The organism is Spirochaetia bacterium (assembly GCA_022482625.1).
GTDB lineage: Bacteria > Spirochaetota > Spirochaetia > Sphaerochaetales > Sphaerochaetaceae > Pleomorphochaeta.
In genome coordinates, this window is the sequence record JAKVOU010000001.1 from 2,255,569 (window position 1) to 2,271,717 (window position 16,149).

Here is a 16,149-nt window from a genome sequence, read left to right on the forward strand (position 1 = left end):
CCTCTGTTTTGCAGGGGACAGTATCAGGTGCTTGCACCAGACGGGACTGAACGGTTTCGATAATTTGAGTTGGAGGGTACATGATGGTTGCCAAAGGCAAATCCATAGAACGCACGTACATTGGTTCTGAATTCTACGAAGTCTGTGAGCTGCCGAATCTTATCGGTGTCCAATTGGACTCTTATGAGAGATTCCTGCATTACAATAAGATCAAGGCTGAGTATGAGGCTCAGAAGAATGGTACTCCAGTACCAGCTGCACCGATTGACGGTGAAGCCGATGAACCCTCTGGATTGGAAGAAGTATTTCAGAATACCTTCCCGATTGACAGTCCCAACGGTGAGATGAGGCTTAACTATCTCGGCCATGCGGTCGACGTGGAAAATATCAAGTTTTCGGAAGATGAATGCAAGAAGAAAGGCCGTTCCTATTGTGTTCCCGTCAAGGCAAAGATAAGCCTTGATCTTCCTGACGGAGAAATTCGCGAGAAGGAAATCTTCTTCGGAGATATCCCTATCATGACAGAACGTGGTACCTTCATAATCAATGGTGCCGAGCGTGTCGTCGTTTCCCAGATCCACAGGTCTCCCGGTGTTATTTTTTCTCATGACAAGGATGTATATTCTTCAAGAATCATCCCTTACCGTGGCTCGTGGCTTGAATTTGAAATTGATGAAAAGAAAGACCTTATCGGGGCAAAGATTGACCGTAAGAAGCGTATCTTGGGTACACTTTTCCTACGTGCCATCGGTATTGATACCCGAGAGAAAATCATAAATGCATTCTACAAAGTCGATGACCTTGAGATGGTTGATGACCAGCAGTTCAAGGATGACCTTGATGGAAAATATCTGGCAAAGGATGTGTGGGTCAAGGATGAGGAAGGCCAGGACCGGCTGTTGTTTACGGCAGGTATGCTGTTGCATCCTCATGAAATCAAGGAAATGTTTGACAATGATGTCAGACAGGTCAGCACTGTCCATTTTGACCTGGATGACAAGGATACGTTCAACAGCCCGATGATCCTTAACTGCCTGGAAGCTGAGAATGCTTCTTCCAAATTGACTTTTGACGAAAATGGCGAACCGACGAAAGAAAGTGTCCTTTCTGCTATCTATGCAGTCCTGATGCCAGGTGAGATGATTGCCGTTGAAAGAGCAGAGAAAGATCTGCCTGATATGTTTTTCTCATCCCGACGTTATGACTTGGGAGCAGTCGGCCGATATAAATTCAACAAGAAGTTCGGTGCAGACAATTATGACAGCGATGAAGAGCCGTCTACTGACTTGACCGTGCTTGAACCACAGGACATCGTCAATACGATGGCTTATCTTATCCGTGTGTACAACAGGGAGCGTCCGATAGATGATATCGACCACCTTGGTAATCGTCGTGTCCGTTCTGTCGGCGAATTGCTTCAGAATGCACTTAAGAGTTCCTTTGCTCGTATGGAAAGGATTGCAAAGGAAAGGATGAACCTTGAGTCTGAAAGCGTCAGGCCCCAGGATCTTATTTCCATCAAGCCGATAGTTGCAGCAATCAAGGAATTCTTCGGTTCAAGCCAGTTGTCCCAGTTCATGGACCAGGTCAATCCCTTGTCTGAACTTACCCACAAGAGAAGGCTCAATGCTTTGGGACCCGGTGGTCTGTCCAGGGACCGTGCAGGTTTTGAAGTACGTGATGTCCATTATACCCATTATGGACGGATGTGCCCCATTGAAACGCCTGAAGGCCCGAACATCGGTCTTATCCTATCCCTTGCCACTTATACGAGGATCAACCGGTATGGTTTTCTGGAAACACCTTACCGAAAGGTCGTCGATGGTGTTGCAACCAAGAAATATCGTTACTTGGATGCAAATGACGAAGAGAAATACTATATTGCTCAGGCTTCTGCGAAAGTTGACAGGGATGGCAATTTCCAAGAGAAGGAAATTCCTGTCAGACATAACGGTGATTATTCTACAAGGACTGCCAAGGAAATCAAGTACATGGATGTCAGCCCTAAGCAGGTAATATCCGTTGCAGCCTCCCTTATTCCGTTCCTTGAACATGATGATGCAAACAGAGCTCTGATGGGTTCCAACATGCAGCGTCAGGCTGTACCTCTGGTATTTCCTGAGACACCGCGCGTAGGTACCGGCATGGAAGGAAAGACTGCCTATGATTCCGGTGTCCTCATCAAGGCAAGACGGGCGGGAACTGTTGAATATGTTTCTTCTGATCATATCATCGTCAAGCCTGACAATGCTCCTATTGAAGGTCTTGTTGATACTTACCATGTACAGAAGTTCCAACGGACCAACCAGGATACGTGCTTCAACCAGAAGCCGTTGGTAGGCAAGGGTGACCATGTTGAAGCTGGTGAAGTCCTTGCTGATGGTCCTGCTACCCAGCATGGTGAACTTGCCTTGGGCAGGAATATCCTGGTAGGGTTCGTTCCATGGAACGGATACAACTATGAGGATGCAGTCCTTATCAGTGAAAAAGTGGTGAGGGATGATATTTTCACTTCCATCCATATCAAGGAATATTCGACTGATGTAAGGGAAACCAAACTCGGCCCTGAGAAGTTGACTTGTGATATTCCGAATACCAGCGAAAAAATGCTGGAACAGCTGGACAGTGAAGGAATCATCAAGATCGGTACGCATGTGCATCCTGGTTCTATCCTTGTCGGTAAGGTTACTCCGAAGAGTGAAAGTGATACGACTCCTGAATTCAAGTTGCTTAACTCAATCTTCGGTGAAAAGGCCAAGGATGTCAGGGATTCTTCCCTCAAGGTCCCCCATGGGACAACGGGTATCGTCATTGATGTCCAGCGGTTGAAGCGGTCAAACAACGATGAGCTTCCTCCTGGTGTAGATGAAAGTGTCAAGGTGCTTATTGCAACCAAGAGAAAGCTACGGCAAGGTGATAAGATGGCTGGACGCCATGGAAACAAGGGTGTTGTTTCCAGGATTCTTCCGGAAGAGGATATGCCATATATGGAAGACGGTACACCGTTGGATGTCTGTCTCAATCCTCTTGGTGTTCCTTCACGAATGAACATCGGACAGCTTATGGAAACCCAGCTTGGTTGGGCTGCCGTTGCTCTTGACAAATGGTATTCGTCACCTGTATTCCAGAGTGCTTCGATGGATCAGATTGAGGCTGAGATGGTCAAGGCTGGCTTGCCTAAGAACAGCAAGACGATGCTTAGGGATGGAAGGTCAGGCGAACAATTTGTCAATCCTGTATTCTGCGGATATATCTACTATCTCAAGTTGCATCACCTTGTAGATGATAAGATGCATGCCCGTTCAACCGGACCATATTCCCTTGTTACCCAGCAACCACTGGGAGGTAAGGCGCAGTTCGGCGGACAACGTTTCGGTGAAATGGAAGTATGGGCTCTGGAAGCTTATGGTGCTGCAAATACCTTACAGGAACTTCTTACCATCAAGAGTGATGATATGAATGGTCGTGTCAAGATCTATGAAAGCATTGTCAAGGGTGAACCTGCTACCGCAGCCGGTATGCCTGAGGCTTTCAATGTATTGGTCCAGGAAATCAGGGGATTGGCTTTGGATATGTCAGTCTATGATACAAACGGCAAACAGGTTCCTCTTACCGAAAGGGACGAAGAGCTTATCGCAAAGAAAGAGAAAACACCTCTTAACTAAGCAGGAGTAACACTGATGAAAGAAATTCAGGATTTCGATAGCATAAGGATTAAGTTGGCTTCTCCCGAGCAGATCAAGGCATGGTCCTATGGCGAAGTAAAAAAGCCGGAAACCATCAACTACAGGACGCTTCGGCCGGAGAGGGACGGACTGTTCTGTGAAAAGATATTCGGAACTACCAAGGACTGGGAATGTTACTGCGGCAAGTTCAAGTCAATCCGGTACAAAGGTGTAATCTGTGACCGTTGCGGAGTCGAAGTTACCAATGTGAAGGTCCGTAGGGAACGTATGGGACATATTACCCTGGCATCTCCTGTAGCACATATCTGGTACTACCGTTCCGTACCTTCCAGGCTTGGCCTTTTGCTTGAGCTTTCCCGTTCTGCATTGCAGAGCGTCCTGTACTATGAAAAATATATTGTCATCAAGGCTGATGAATCTACCGGTCTGAAACCTAGGCAGATTCTTACTGAAGATGAATATCAGGAAGCTGTCGAGCAATTCGGCGATGCCGTACAGGCAGGCATGGGAGCGGAGGCCATTCGCCAGCTTCTGATGAACTTGGACTTGGACGATCTTGCTTTTGAGCTTCGCGAGGAAATGCGGAACAAGGAAGACAAGATTGACAAGCACCTGTTCAAGAGAATCGAGGTGTGTGAGGCTTTCCGTAATTCTGAAAACAAGCCTGAATGGATGATACTGACAGTTATTCCTGTCATTCCACCGGATCTCAGGCCTATGGTACAGCTGGATGGCGGAAGATTTGCTACCAGTGACCTCAACGACCTGTATCGCAGGCTTATCAACAGAAACAACCGACTTTCCCGCCTTATCCAACTTCATGCTCCTGATATCATTATAAGGAATGAAAAGCGCATGTTGCAGGAAGCTGTCGATGCGCTGTTTGATAATTCAAAGAGGAAAAGGGTCGTCAAGGGTGCCAACAACAGGCCACTCAAGAGCCTTTCTGACATGCTCAAGGGCAAGCAGGGCCGTTTCAGACAGAACCTGCTGGGCAAACGTGTAGATTATTCCGGCCGTTCGGTAATCGTCGTAGGACCTGAACTTAGGATCCACCAATGTGGTTTGCCTTCCAAGATGGCCTTGGAATTGTTCAAGCCTTTCATTATGAAAAAATTGGTCCAAAAGGGTGTGGTATATAACATCAAGAAGGCAAAGAGCCTTGTTGAGCAGGAAACCGATGAAGTCTGGTCAATCTTGGATGATGTAGTACGCGAACATCCTGTCATGCTCAACCGTGCACCTACGTTGCACCGTCTGGGTATTCAGGCTTTTGAACCGGTATTGGTCGATGGCAAGGCCATCAAGCTCCATCCTCTTGTATGTCATGCTTTCAATGCTGACTTTGATGGTGACCAGATGGCAATCCACATTCCGTTGACGCATGCTGCGCAATTGGAATGCTGGACCATGATGCTCAGTGCTACGAACTTGCTTGACCCTGCAAATGGCAAGCCGATTGTATTCCCTTCGCAGGATATGGTTCTTGGTATCTATTATTTGACCAAGGAAATGAAAGGTGCGCAGGGTACTGGACATTATTATGACAATCTCAGTGAGATTGAACTTGCAATTGACAGTAAGGCGCTTTCTTACAATGCATTGATCAGGTACAAGCTGTCTGATGGTAAGAAGATTGAAACCACACCGGGCCGTGTCATATTCAATGCCGTATTGCCGGAAGGAACAGAGTTCCAGAATTATTGTCTGGGTGACAAGGAACTCAAGAAGCTGATCGGCAAGACGATTACAGAACGGGAGAATTCCGTTGCAATCAAGATGCTGGATGCTGTCAAGGACATTGGTTTCAAGTATGCGACGGTCTTCGGTGCAACAATCGGACTTTCTGATATGATTATTCCGGATGCAAAGGCAGAGCTGATGGCTGATGCCTCAGCGAAGCAGTCGGAAATTCTGGAACAGTATCGTTCCGGACATATTACCCAGGATGAACGGTATAACCGTGTCATTGAGGTATGGACCAATGCCAACGATAAGCTGGCAGATGCTTTGATGGATGAACTCAAAAAGAGCCAGAATGGCTTTAATCCATTGTATCTGATGGCTGATTCTGGAGCCCGTGGTTCAAAGACGCAGATAAGGCAGTTGGGTGGCATGCGTGGCTTGATGGCAAAGCCTTCCGGTGATGTCATTGAGTTCCCGATCAAATCGAACTTCAAGGAAGGACTTTCTATAATCGAGTTCTTCATTTCTACCAATGGTGCTCGTAAGGGTCTGTCAGATACTGCACTCAAGACTGCGGAAGCCGGTTATCTCACCCGCCGTCTGGTCGATATTTCACAGGATGTAGTTGTCAATGAGGATGACTGCCATACTATCAACGGTATTTGGCGTGGGCCTCTGATGGATGGTGATGATGTAGTTGAGTCATTGAGCGAACGTATCGTGGGACGTTGCCCTGTTGAGGACGTACACCATCCGTTCACGGGAGCTCTTATTGCACCTGCCAATGTGGAAATTGACGAAAAGGTAGCGAAGGAAATTGAGGACGCAGGTATCGAGAAGGTACTGCTGAGGACTGTTCTTACATGTGAAGCTGCCCATGGAGTCTGCCGTAAATGCTACGGCAGGAACCTGGCTACCAACAGACCTGTGGATATCGGTGAAGCGGTGGGAACCATAGCGGCACAGTCCATCGGACAACCTGGTACCCAGCTGACCTATGAGAACATTCCACGTCGGTGGTACTGCTTCGACCAGTGCAGAGGAAAATAAGCTTACTTTCAAGCAACCGATTGTCGTTGATGCACTTCAGGGGTCGATTGTCGTAAGGGAATCTGATGGTGTCAGAGTATTTACCAGAAAAGGATCCCTGCCTGTATCGAGCCGTAGTTGATGAAATTGCTGTTACGGGTGATTCTGCTGTGGAATTGCTTGTTGCTGATGGTTCCCCTGTTGCAAAGGGTATGCCGATTTATCGCAAGGATGGCAAGGATGTGCCTTCTTCTGTAAATGGATCTGTACTCAAGCTTGGAAAAAGGATGCTGATCGTAGGCAATCAGATGAAGTCTGTCATCAGGGCTGGTTCTGAGCTGGATAGGGAAATTGAAGAAGGCAAGTTGATCGAAATGGGAGATACCATCGTTACATTTGACCCGTTCAGTGAGCCGTTCATTGCAGAAAATGACGGTTATATTGCCTTCAAGGATATCAAGCTGGGATCTACGTTGATCAAGGAAGTAAATGCTGAGACTGGAAACGTGGAAATGAAGATTACAGAACACAGTCTGGAATCCTTGCAGCCTACCATTCTTATTACAAGTGGACCGGATGGCAGCGGGGAGATACTCAGTACATATTTGCTACCTGGTGCTACGTTCTTGCTTTGTGAGAATGGTGCAAAGGTCGGGACAGGTGAGATTCTGGCCAAATTGCTCAAGAGTGGCACGAAGACAGCTGATATTACAGGTGGCTTGCCCCGTGTAGGTGAACTCTTTGAAGCGCGGAGGCCGAAGAATCCTGCCGTATTGGCACAGGTTTCAGGCAAAGTTGAGATTGCCAGTTCGAATCCGAAGGAGAAGAGCAAGGAAAAGGCAATCTCGAAAGGCAAGAGAGTCGTCAAGGTCGTCGATGATTTCGGCAGAAGCTTCAAGCATTACGTACCACTTGGCAAACACTTGCTTGTCCGTGACGGAGATGAAGTCGAAGCAGCCGAACCACTTTGTGACGGAGCAATTGATCCCCATGATATCCTTGATATCCTGGGAGAGAATGCGCTCCAGTCGTTCCTGGTCAATGAAGTCCAGGAAGTGTACAGGATGCAGGGCGTAGATATCAACGACAAGCATCTGGGCATTATTGTGAGGCAAATGCTCCGGAAGGTCGAAGTCGTATCCGCAGGTGATACTACGTTGGTACATGGGCAGCAGGTTGAGAAGCATAAGTTCCATACGGAGAACAGGCGAGTGCAGAAGGCTGGTGGCCAACCTGCCGTTGCAAAACCCCTGTTGCTGGGAATTACCAGAGCCGCATTGGCTATTGATTCTTTCATTTCTGCAGCTTCCTTCCAGGAAACGACCAAGGTATTGACAGATTCTGCCATAGCTGGTAAAAAAGATGAGTTACGAGGGCTTAAGGAAAATGTTATCATCGGGCATCTTATTCCTGCTGGTACAGGGATGAAGTGCTATCGGAATATAAAGCTTGCCGATGAAGAACTGCTTCAGCGGTCAAGGCTTGCACAGGCCGAGGAAGTCGCCAAACGTCGTGAAAAGATGGTTGCCGACATGGGCTTGGAAGATAATGCAAATTTGAAGAGTGCAGTTGATGTCGTAGAACCGGATGATTCAGAGGATGAGGACTGAGGTACTGAGCCTGTCGGTGAGACCTTGTCGGATTGGATCTGTCATTGTTGATGGGGCTTTTGACATACATGCTGGCTGTATTTTTCTCGATGGAGGCACTTTCCTTGCGGAAAGTGCAGATCCCCCGATTGTGAGTGAGGTGTGGATCAATAACAAGAAAGGGAGAGTATCGAAAAGATGCCTACTATTAATCAGCTGATCAGAAAGGGTAGGAAGACCCAGTTGAACAAAACCAAGTCTCCGGCCCTTGATGGATGCCCGCAGAAGCGTGGGGTGTGCACCAGAGTCATGACCGTCACACCTAAGAAGCCTAACTCAGCTTTGAGGAAGGTCGCTCGTGTGAGGCTTTCAAATGGAATTGAAGTCACTGCTTATATTCCTGGTATTGGACATAACCTCCAGGAACACTCTGTGGTTCTGCTTCGTGGAGGAAGGGTAAAGGACCTTCCCGGTGTCCGTTACCATATCATCCGTGGCGCGAAGGATACTCTTGGTGTTGCAGATCGGAAGAGAAGCCGTTCCAAGTACGGTGCCAAGAAGCCAAAGGCTTGATGAGGAGGGGAAGAAATGTCTAGGAGAAAAACCGCAGCAAAGCGTCCTATTTTGCCCGATGCCATCTATGGAAGTACCGTGGTGGAAAAGTTCATCTGCCGTATGATGGTAGATGGGAAGAAATCCGTCAGTACACGGATTCTGTATGATGCCATGAAAGTCTTGGGAGAAAAAACCGGCGAGAAACCGTTGGATGTATTTCTTAAGGCGATTGACAATGTGAAACCTGTCGTTGAAGTAAAGAGCCGCCGTGTCGGTGGTTCGACCTACCAAGTACCGGTCGAAATCAATGCTACCCGTGGCGAGGCACTTGCCATGAGATGGTTGATTTCTGCTGCTCGTAACCGCAATGGTCATTCAATGGGAGAAAAGCTTTCAAGTGAACTTCTTGATGCTTATGCGAATACCGGATCTGCTTTCAAAAAGAAGGAAGATACGCACCGCATGGCAGAAGCAAACAAGGCTTTTTCACATTTCCGTTGGTAGAAATTCCTATATGCAATTATGGCAGCCGTCCAGAAAAAGGATAGGCTGCCTTTTTTTCGCCTTGCGGGCTTGTGTCCGTACTGTTTTTGCTTTAATAAATTTTTTTAGCTAAAAATATATCAGATTTCTACTTGCTTGTGACTTGACATTCTGTTTTCTTTCCAATATATTGGTCAAAGTTCGCGTAAAAGCCAGCTAATGCTTTTATGTGCGGAGACAAAGAGCCAAACGATTGACCGTAACACGGGTATTGTATGGTTCCAGAATGCGAGTTTTTTTCAAACTTCTGCTAAGTCGTGCTGTGAAACATCGGTTTCGACCTCTGGATTCATTACTTTCCTTTTGTATGCGGTAGTTTGCCTCTTTGACCAGGCAATGTATAAAGGCTTTGGGCCTTTATAACCACATATTTTATTTTTTTTGTGACCGTAGGTACGGCACAAGGAGGAAAGAGATGGCTAAAGAGAAGTATGTAAGAAACAAGCCGCATGTTAACGTCGGGACAATTGGTCACGTTGACCACGGTAAGACTACACTCACTGCCGCAATTACACAGCACTGCGCAAGACTGTTCGGTGACAAGGCCCTTGCTTATGATGCAATTGACAATGCACCCGAAGAGAAGGCACGTGGTATTACCATCAACACCCGTCACGTCGAATACCAGTCCAAGAACAGGCACTACGCTCACGTTGACTGCCCGGGACACGCTGACTATATCAAGAACATGATTACTGGTGCAGCTCAGATGGATGGAGCTATCATCGTAGTTGCTGCTACAGATGGCGCAATGGCTCAGACCAAGGAACATCTGCTTCTTGCTCGTCAGGTCGGTGTACCTGCAATTATCGTTTTTATCAACAAGACTGACCAGGTCGATGATCCTGAACTGATTGACCTCGTTGAAGAGGAAATGAGAGACCTCCTCAAGGAAAATGGCTTTGACGGTGACAATTGTCCTGTCATCCGCGGTTCAGCTTATGAAGCACTTGAGCATCCTGATGATCCTGAGAAGACAAAATGCATCGACGAACTGCTTGATGCAATGGATACTTATATTCCTCTTCCGGTCCGTGATCTTGACAAGCCTTTCCTTATGCCTATTGAAGATATCTTCTCTATTTCAGGACGTGGTACTGTTGTTACCGGCCGTGTCGAACGTGGTGAAGTGCGTATCAATGATCCCGTACAGATTGTTGGTATCAAGGATACACGTGACACCGTCGTTACCGGCGTTGAGATGTTCAACAAGACTCTTGATGAAGGTGAAGCAGGTGATAACATCGGTGCACTTCTTCGTGGTGTGGACAAGAAGGATGTTGTCCGTGGACAGGTACTTGCTGCCCCGAAGAGCATCACTCCTCACAAGAAGTTCGTAGGAACCGTCTATGTACTTGACAAGGATGAAGGTGGCCGTCATAAGCCTTTCTTCACTGGCTATCGCCCGCAGTTCTACTTCAGGACTACTGACATAACAGGTACTGTCGAGCTTCCTGCCGACAAGCAGATGGTGCTTCCTGGTGACAATACATCCTTTACTGTTGAGTTGATCCACCCGATTGCCATGGACAAGGGTCTCCGCTTCGCTATCCGCGAAGGTGGTAGGACTGTTGCTTCTGGCCAGGTAACTGAGATCATCGAATAGTTTCTATCAGCGAATGTCTTGCCAGCGTGTCAATACCTGGCAAGGCCCGTTTTTTGGAGGAATAATGGCTAAAGAAAGAATTCGGGTCAGATTGAGAGGATTTGATGTTGAGCTTGTAGAGCAAAGTTCAAAGGCAATCGTCCAGACAGTTGTTAAGGCCGGTGCAACCGTATCAGGTCCGGTACCTCTCCCGACTCGTATTAACAAATTTACTGTCCTGAAGTCGCCCCATGTCAATAAGAAAGCACGTGAACAGTTTGAAATGAGAACCCATAAGCGCTTGATTGACATTTTGGATCCCACGTCTAAGGTTATGGATGCCCTCATGAAGCTTGAGCTTCCCGCCGGAGTTGACGTAGAGATTAAACAGTAAAGAGGTGAGGTAAGAAATGTTAGGGCTTATCGGCAAAAAAGTTGGAATGACGCAGGTGTTTGATGCACAAGGCAGACTGACACCTGTGACGGTAATAAAGTTTGATGACAATGTAGTCGTCGACCAGAGGACCGAGGAGAAAAACGGCTATTCAGCCGCTGTCCTGGGTTCTGTTGACAGGAAAAAAAGTACCATCACCAAACCTTATGCGGGACAGTTCAAGGAAATCTGTGAACCCAAGCAGTACCTGATGGAGTTCCGTGGCTATGAGAAGGAAGTCAATGTCGGAGATGTGCTTGGTGTCGATGTTTTCAAGGATACGACTTTTGTTGACGTGACAGGCACTACCAAAGGTAAAGGCTATGCCGGAGGTATGAAGCGCCATGGATTCAGCGGCGGCCGTGCAACCCACGGTTCAAAGTTCCATCGTGACATCGGTGGTACAGCAATGTCTTCTACTCCATCTCGTACTTTCAAAGGCCATCATATGGCCGGAAGAATGGGTGGTGAAAAGAACACGGTTCAGAATCTAAGGGTCGTACGTGTGGATGAAAAGATGCAGGTACTTATGGTCAAAGGTGCTATTCCTGGTCCCGCCCAAAGTGTTGTCATTGTGAAGAAAGCGATCAAAAAGTAGGGACGAGATAGATATGGAAACCAAAGTCTTTTCTACGGACGGTAGTGAAGTCAAGACCATCGAGCTGAACCCTTCAGTGTTCGACCGTGAAGTCTCTGATGGCTGCATCTACTATGCCGTTAACAATGAGCTTGCAAATCGCCGTGTAGGTACAGCAAGTACAAAGACCCGTGCTGAGGTCAATTACAGCAATACTAAGCCTTTCAAGCAGAAGGGAACTGGTAATGCACGTTCTGGTGACAAGAAGTCTCCTGTACATGTCGGTGGAGGTACAATCTTCGGGCCTAGGCCTAGGGATTACAGTTACTCCATCCCTAAGAAGATGAAACGTCTTGCAATGAAGAGTCTCCTCTCTATGGCAGTTAAAGAAGACCGCCTTGTAGTTGTTGAGAACTTTACCAGTGAGAACGGCAAGACCAAAGATCTGATTGCTATTTTGAAGAACTTCAAGTGTGACGAAAAGAGGACTGTCCTTATCATGAAGGACGATGACGCAATGTTGCGCAGAGCAGGAAGAAACATTCCTTATCTGCATATCCTTGCCTTCAACAGACTCTGTGCCAAGGAACTGCTTTACGCCCGCAAGATCTTGGTCCTGGAAGGTGCCGCACTGAACTTGAATGACTTCTACGGTAACAAGTAAAGGGGACAGAAATGAGAGCAGATGAAGTAATCATTGCACCTATCCTGAGTGAAAAGTCAAATTTGGCCCGTGAAAGTGCATGTAAGAAATACACTTTTGAAGTTGACCGCCGTGCCAACAAGCAGGATATCAAATCCGCAGTGGCCGAGCTCTTCAAGGTGCAAGTGACAAAGTGTAATGTGATGAATGTCAAAGGCAAGCCTAAATATACCAGAGGCAAGGGTGGCAACACCAAGGGTGATACTGGTGCATGGAAAAAGGCTGTCGTAACCTTGGCTAAGGATGAATCCATCCAAGCCATCGAAGGCGTATAAGGAGAATGTGAAAAATGGCATTAAAAACTTATAAGCCCAATACTCCAGGTCTTCGTCAGCGGGCTACTTTGTCCTTCGATGAATTGACTACGAATCGACCTGAGAAATCCCTTACTGTCAGTCTTAATAAGAAGGCTGGTCGTGATTCATTTGGTCGTATCAGTGTACGCCGTAGAGGCGGTGGCCATAAGCGTGCATATCGTATCATTGATTTCAGGCGCGACAAGTATGGAATCTCCGGGACAGTCAAGACTCTTGAATATGATCCGAACCGCAGTGCGAACATTGCCTTGGTGTTTTATGCAGATGGTGAGAAACGCTATATGCTTGCACCGAAGGGAATCTCTGTAGGTGATAAGATCATAAGCGGACCAGATGTTCCTGTGTCTGTGGGCAATGCTCTTCCGTTGAAGAATATCCCGCTGGGCATGAGTGTTTTCAATATCGAACTGAACCTTGGCCGTGGAGGTCAGCTTGTCCGCAGTGCCGGATTGAGTGCCTCGATTGTTGCAAAGTCAGGAGATTACGTAACGGTCAGATTGCCTTCCGGCGAAATGCGTCTTGTCTTCGGCGAGTGCTACGCTACGATCGGGCAGCTTGGCAATGAGGATCACATGAATGTCAGCCTGGGCAAAGCCGGTGCAAGCCGCCATCTTGGGCGCAGACCGAAAGTCCGTGGTGTTGCCATGAATCCTGTCGACCATCCGCATGGTGGTGGTGAAGGTAAGACCAGTACTGGTCGTGCGCCTGTATCCCCGACCGGCAAGTTGGCCAAGGGTGGCAAGACTCGTGCCAAGAAGAAGCCTTCGAATAGATTTATCGTCAAGAAGCGGAAGTAGGAGTATAAAGTGGCAAGATCAATTAAAAAAGGCCCTTTTGTTGAAGAAAAGCTCTTGAAAAGGGTAAATGCGGCTAAAAAGGCTGACAAGGGCGTAATGGTCAAGACGTACTCTCGTTCTTCGATGATTATCCCTGAGATGGTTGGATTGACGATTTCCGTATATAACGGAAAAACGTGGATTCCTGTGTATGTAACTGAAAATCTGGTCGGGCATAAGCTCGGTGAATTCGCACCTACCAGGATTTTCCGTGGTCATACCGCTACCGATAAGAAAGGTAGGTAAGATATGGAAAACAAACAAGGTTATAGAGCAGTCGCCAAGTATCTGCTGATTTCTCCCAGTAAGGTCCGTCCTGTTGCGAATCTTGTGAGGGGTAAGTCATACAAGGAGGCTGAGGGTATCCTGAGGGCAATGCCTCAGAAAGGTGCCCGTTTGCTCCTTAAAGTGCTCAACAGTGCCGGAGCAAACGCCATGGATGTCAACAGCAAGCTCGGAGAGGAAGATTTATATGTCTCCACCGTCTTTATTGATGACGGTCCACGGATGAAGAGAGTTTGGCCCAGATCCCATGGAAGACGTGATATTCTTTTAAAGAGAATGTCTCATATTACTGTCGTCGTTGACGAAAAAGCAAGGTTGGGGGAATAAATGGGCCAGAAAGTTAATCCAATTGGACTCCGTCTTGGGGTCAATAAGACTTGGAAATCCAAGTGGTATGTGGATCCTCGCGATTATGTCGATACCCTCCATGAGGACCTTAAGCTGCGCAGGACTCTTCTGGGATGTCCTGAAGTCCAGGGCGCAGAGATTGCCGATGTGGAAATCATCAGGAAGCCTCAGCGGGTAACCATCGTGATTACTACCAGCAGACCGGGAATCATCATCGGCTCAAAAGGTGCTAACGTCGAAAAGCTGGGTGCACGGTTGCAGAAACTTTCTGAGAAAAAGGTCCAGATCAAGATTAAGGAAATCAAGAAACCTGAGGCCAATGCTCAGCTTATTGCTGCAAATGTTGCAAGACAGCTGGTTGCTCGTGGATCGTTCCGCCGGGCCATGAAGATGGCAGTTGCAAAAGCAATGCAGAGCGGAGCCCAGGGTGTGAAGATCAGGTGCTCAGGTCGTCTTGGCGGTGCTGAAATCGCAAGGACGGAATGGATGAAGGAAGGGCGCGTTCCTTTGCATACGCTTCGTTCTGACATTGACTATGGTTTCTGTGCAGCACACACTTCCTTCGGTGCCATTGGTGTCAAGGTGTGGGTTTTCAACGGTGAGATCTATGAGCATGCCAAGAAGGACGATGCAGGAGGGCTTGTTCGCAAACCTTCAAAGCGTGAATATGACGCTGAAGTAAGGAGTTAAGTATGCTTAGTCCGAAGAGAGTAATTCATAGAAAGAGACAAAGAGGCAAAAGGGACGGTGTTGCTCATCGCGGCAATACTCTTGCCTTCGGTGAATATGGCCTTATGGCTCTTGAACCGAGATGGATCACCAATCGTCAGATTGAGGCTTCCCGTATTGCCATGACACGTCACATCAAACGTGGCGGCAAGGTATGGATCAGGATCTTCCCCGATATGCCATATACCAAGAAGCCTGCTGAAACAAGACAGGGAAATGGTAAAGGTAATCCAGAAGGATGGGTGGCAGTCGTAAAGAAAGGTGCCATTATGTTTGAGATGGGTGGTGTCGAAGCAGATTTGGCCAAGGAAGCATTGACGCTTGCAGCGGCTAAACTTCCGATCAAGACCAAGATCGTCGTCAGAAGGGAAATGGAGTAGACAATGAAAAATTCATTCAATGACCTTACTTTGGAAGAGATGATTGCAAAGCGTGACGAACTTCGACAGCAGTATTTGAAGATTCGCATGGATCGGGTTCTTGGTCATATTGACAATCCCCTTTCCATACGGACGACGAAGAGGCAGATTGCTCGCCTCAATACGCTCATCCACGAATATGCCCTTGGCATTCGCAAGACGGCTAACTGAGAGAGGCACGACGTAAGATGGAAGTTAACAAGAAAGCTTTTACAGGAAAGGTTGTCAGTGACAAGATGGACAAGACTATCGTCGTAGCCATCAATACAAGAAGCTTGCATCCTTTGTATAAGAAGTATGTGACCAAAACCAAGAAGGTGAAGGCCCATGACGAACATAATGATGCCCATATCGGGGATACGGTCCGTGTCGTCGAATGCCGTCATTACAGCAAGGACAAGTGCTGGCGCCTCACCAAGATCGTCGAGCGCGCTCGGTAAGCAAGGAGAGACGTCATGGTACAGATGCAGAGTTATTTGAACGTTGCTGACAACAGCGGCGCCAAACGTGTCCAGATCATCAAAGTTCTGGGCGGTAGCCATAGGTATGTTGCCAGTGTCGGTGATGTGGTTGTGGTTGCAGTGAAGACTGTCGTTCCGAACGGCGCCATTAAAAAAGGTGAAGTTCTCAAGGCAGTGATCGTGCGTACGAAAAAGGAATACCGAAGACCTGACGGTACCTATATCAGGTTCGATGACAATGCTTGCGTTATCATTGATGCCAACAATAACCCGCGCGGCAAGCGTATCTTTGGGCCAGTTGCTCGTGAATTGAGAAGTGGCTATATGAAGATTGTTTCCCTCGCGCCGGAAGTGTTGTAGGAGAAGAG

16 protein-coding genes and 1 pseudogene are annotated in these 16,149 nt (G+C 47.5%); all 17 read left to right on the top strand.

The annotated features are described in order from the left end of the window. Positions 1 to 83 precede the first annotated feature (83 nt). The 17 genes and pseudogenes from rpoB (at position 84) to rplN (ending at position 16,141) form a co-directional block, all read left to right on the top strand. A complete protein-coding gene (rpoB, locus tag LKE40_10245; protein MCH3917806.1) occupies positions 84 to 3,665 on the top strand; it encodes a DNA-directed RNA polymerase subunit beta in 3,582 nt (1,193 codons plus the stop codon). Positions 3,666 to 3,680: 15 nt separating this feature from the next. Continuing rightward, positions 3,681 to 8,011: pseudogene (gene rpoC / locus LKE40_10250) on the top strand (DNA-directed RNA polymerase subunit beta'). Between the two features lie 177 nt (positions 8,012 to 8,188). Then, a complete protein-coding gene (gene rpsL / locus LKE40_10255; protein MCH3917807.1) occupies positions 8,189 to 8,563 on the top strand; it encodes a 30S ribosomal protein S12 in 375 nt (124 codons plus the stop codon). A 15-nt stretch (positions 8,564 to 8,578) separates the two neighbouring features. Next, positions 8,579 to 9,049 carry a 30S ribosomal protein S7 gene (gene rpsG / locus LKE40_10260; GenBank protein MCH3917808.1) on the top strand — a complete coding sequence of 157 codons (471 nt, stop codon included), beginning with the start codon at positions 8,579 to 8,581 and terminating at the stop codon, positions 9,047 to 9,049. Between the two features lie 454 nt (positions 9,050 to 9,503). Beyond that, positions 9,504 to 10,694: an elongation factor Tu gene (tuf, locus tag LKE40_10265; GenBank protein MCH3917809.1), complete on the top strand. Its 1,191-nt coding sequence runs from the start codon at positions 9,504 to 9,506 to the stop codon at positions 10,692 to 10,694. A gap of 64 nt (positions 10,695 to 10,758) precedes the next feature. Further along, positions 10,759 to 11,067, top strand: coding sequence for a 30S ribosomal protein S10 (rpsJ, locus tag LKE40_10270; protein MCH3917810.1), 309 nt, complete (start codon positions 10,759 to 10,761; stop codon positions 11,065 to 11,067). A 16-nt stretch (positions 11,068 to 11,083) separates the two neighbouring features. Further along, positions 11,084 to 11,704, top strand: coding sequence for a 50S ribosomal protein L3 (gene rplC, locus LKE40_10275; protein ID MCH3917811.1), 621 nt, complete (start codon positions 11,084 to 11,086; stop codon positions 11,702 to 11,704). A gap of 13 nt (positions 11,705 to 11,717) precedes the next feature. Further along, entirely contained in the window at positions 11,718 to 12,347 is a 630-nt protein-coding gene (gene rplD / locus LKE40_10280; protein MCH3917812.1) for a 50S ribosomal protein L4, read from the top strand. Between the two features lie 11 nt (positions 12,348 to 12,358). After that, the gene (rplW, locus tag LKE40_10285) at positions 12,359 to 12,661 is read left to right on the top strand and encodes a 50S ribosomal protein L23 (protein MCH3917813.1); all 303 of its coding nucleotides are present in this window, start codon (positions 12,359 to 12,361) and stop codon (positions 12,659 to 12,661) included. Between the two features lie 14 nt (positions 12,662 to 12,675). Beyond that, complete coding sequence (gene rplB / locus LKE40_10290) at positions 12,676 to 13,500, top strand: 50S ribosomal protein L2 (GenBank protein MCH3917814.1); 825 nt, start codon at positions 12,676 to 12,678, stop codon at positions 13,498 to 13,500. A 9-nt stretch (positions 13,501 to 13,509) separates the two neighbouring features. Continuing rightward, the gene (gene rpsS / locus LKE40_10295) at positions 13,510 to 13,785 is read left to right on the top strand and encodes a 30S ribosomal protein S19 (protein MCH3917815.1); all 276 of its coding nucleotides are present in this window, start codon (positions 13,510 to 13,512) and stop codon (positions 13,783 to 13,785) included. Positions 13,786 to 13,788: 3 nt separating this feature from the next. Continuing rightward, positions 13,789 to 14,151, top strand: a complete 363-nt coding sequence (gene rplV / locus LKE40_10300) for a 50S ribosomal protein L22 (GenBank protein MCH3917816.1) — start codon at positions 13,789 to 13,791, stop codon at positions 14,149 to 14,151. Continuing rightward, a complete protein-coding gene (rpsC, locus tag LKE40_10305; GenBank protein MCH3917817.1) occupies positions 14,152 to 14,862 on the top strand; it encodes a 30S ribosomal protein S3 in 711 nt (236 codons plus the stop codon). Between the two features lie 2 nt (positions 14,863 to 14,864). Then, positions 14,865 to 15,281: a 50S ribosomal protein L16 gene (rplP, locus tag LKE40_10310; GenBank protein MCH3917818.1), complete on the top strand. Its 417-nt coding sequence runs from the start codon at positions 14,865 to 14,867 to the stop codon at positions 15,279 to 15,281. 3 nt (positions 15,282 to 15,284) lie between these two features. Then, on the top strand, positions 15,285 to 15,491 hold the full coding sequence (gene rpmC / locus LKE40_10315; GenBank protein MCH3917819.1) for a 50S ribosomal protein L29: 207 nt from the start codon (positions 15,285 to 15,287) through the stop codon (positions 15,489 to 15,491). A gap of 17 nt (positions 15,492 to 15,508) precedes the next feature. Continuing rightward, positions 15,509 to 15,760: a 30S ribosomal protein S17 gene (gene rpsQ, locus LKE40_10320; GenBank protein MCH3917820.1), complete on the top strand. Its 252-nt coding sequence runs from the start codon at positions 15,509 to 15,511 to the stop codon at positions 15,758 to 15,760. A 15-nt stretch (positions 15,761 to 15,775) separates the two neighbouring features. Next, positions 15,776 to 16,141 (top strand): 50S ribosomal protein L14, encoded by a 366-nt coding sequence (gene rplN / locus LKE40_10325; protein MCH3917821.1) that lies wholly within the window; start codon positions 15,776 to 15,778, stop codon positions 16,139 to 16,141. The last annotated feature ends 8 nt before the right edge of the window (positions 16,142 to 16,149 follow it).

What these genes read in the sequence shown, in the direction of transcription:
- rpoB (MCH3917806.1), top strand. Translation starts at nt 84, where the DNA reads ATGGTTGCCAAAGGCAAATCCATAGAACGCACGTACATTGGTTCTGAA.
- rpsL (MCH3917807.1), top strand. Translation starts at nt 8,189, where the DNA reads ATGCCTACTATTAATCAGCTGATCAGAAAGGGTAGGAAGACCCAGTTG.
- rpsG (MCH3917808.1), top strand. Translation starts at nt 8,579, where the DNA reads ATGTCTAGGAGAAAAACCGCAGCAAAGCGTCCTATTTTGCCCGATGCC.
- tuf (MCH3917809.1), top strand. Translation starts at nt 9,504, where the DNA reads ATGGCTAAAGAGAAGTATGTAAGAAACAAGCCGCATGTTAACGTCGGG.
- rpsJ (MCH3917810.1), top strand. Translation starts at nt 10,759, where the DNA reads ATGGCTAAAGAAAGAATTCGGGTCAGATTGAGAGGATTTGATGTTGAG.
- rplC (MCH3917811.1), top strand. Translation starts at nt 11,084, where the DNA reads ATGTTAGGGCTTATCGGCAAAAAAGTTGGAATGACGCAGGTGTTTGAT.
- rplD (MCH3917812.1), top strand. Translation starts at nt 11,718, where the DNA reads ATGGAAACCAAAGTCTTTTCTACGGACGGTAGTGAAGTCAAGACCATC.
- rplW (MCH3917813.1), top strand. Translation starts at nt 12,359, where the DNA reads ATGAGAGCAGATGAAGTAATCATTGCACCTATCCTGAGTGAAAAGTCA.
- rplB (MCH3917814.1), top strand. Translation starts at nt 12,676, where the DNA reads ATGGCATTAAAAACTTATAAGCCCAATACTCCAGGTCTTCGTCAGCGG.
- rplV (MCH3917816.1), top strand. Translation starts at nt 13,789, where the DNA reads ATGGAAAACAAACAAGGTTATAGAGCAGTCGCCAAGTATCTGCTGATT.
- rpsC (MCH3917817.1), top strand. Translation starts at nt 14,152, where the DNA reads ATGGGCCAGAAAGTTAATCCAATTGGACTCCGTCTTGGGGTCAATAAG.
- rplP (MCH3917818.1), top strand. Translation starts at nt 14,865, where the DNA reads ATGCTTAGTCCGAAGAGAGTAATTCATAGAAAGAGACAAAGAGGCAAA.
- rpmC (MCH3917819.1), top strand. Translation starts at nt 15,285, where the DNA reads ATGAAAAATTCATTCAATGACCTTACTTTGGAAGAGATGATTGCAAAG.
- rpsQ (MCH3917820.1), top strand. Translation starts at nt 15,509, where the DNA reads ATGGAAGTTAACAAGAAAGCTTTTACAGGAAAGGTTGTCAGTGACAAG.
- rplN (MCH3917821.1), top strand. Translation starts at nt 15,776, where the DNA reads ATGGTACAGATGCAGAGTTATTTGAACGTTGCTGACAACAGCGGCGCC.